The organism is Streptomyces sp. a15 (assembly GCF_059026085.1).
Map to the genome: position 1 here is coordinate 1 of NZ_JBWLKM010000303.1, position 329 is coordinate 329.

Sequence of the window (329 nt, forward strand, 5' to 3'; positions counted from 1 at the left end):
AGTAGCCGGTGATGTCGGCGATGAGGTTGACGCTGCCGGTGTTGTTGTAGAAGTCGACCTTTCCGTCGACCACAGGGACCACGACCAGGTTCGGGAAGGTCTCGCCCGCGCTGAAGTTGAGGTTGGAGACCGCCGGGCGCGGACTGCCGTCGGGATAGACGGTGACGTAGCTGGACGAAGTCCCGCCGGTCGCGGTCACGTTCACCACCACGCCGGTGACCCCACTGGTCGGCACCCCGGCCACACCGGCGACCTGGAGATGGACCGTACCGCCCGGACCGACCTTCGCCTTCGCCACACCCGTACCCGAACGCGTGTCCATGATCCGC

General features: G+C 66.6%; 1 pseudogene. It reads right to left on the reverse strand.

What is annotated here, in order from left to right:
* Positions 1 to 322, reverse strand: a pseudogene (locus AC5P09_RS52240) (PKD domain-containing protein); the annotation flags it as partial.
* Positions 323 to 329: the final 7 nt, after the last annotated feature.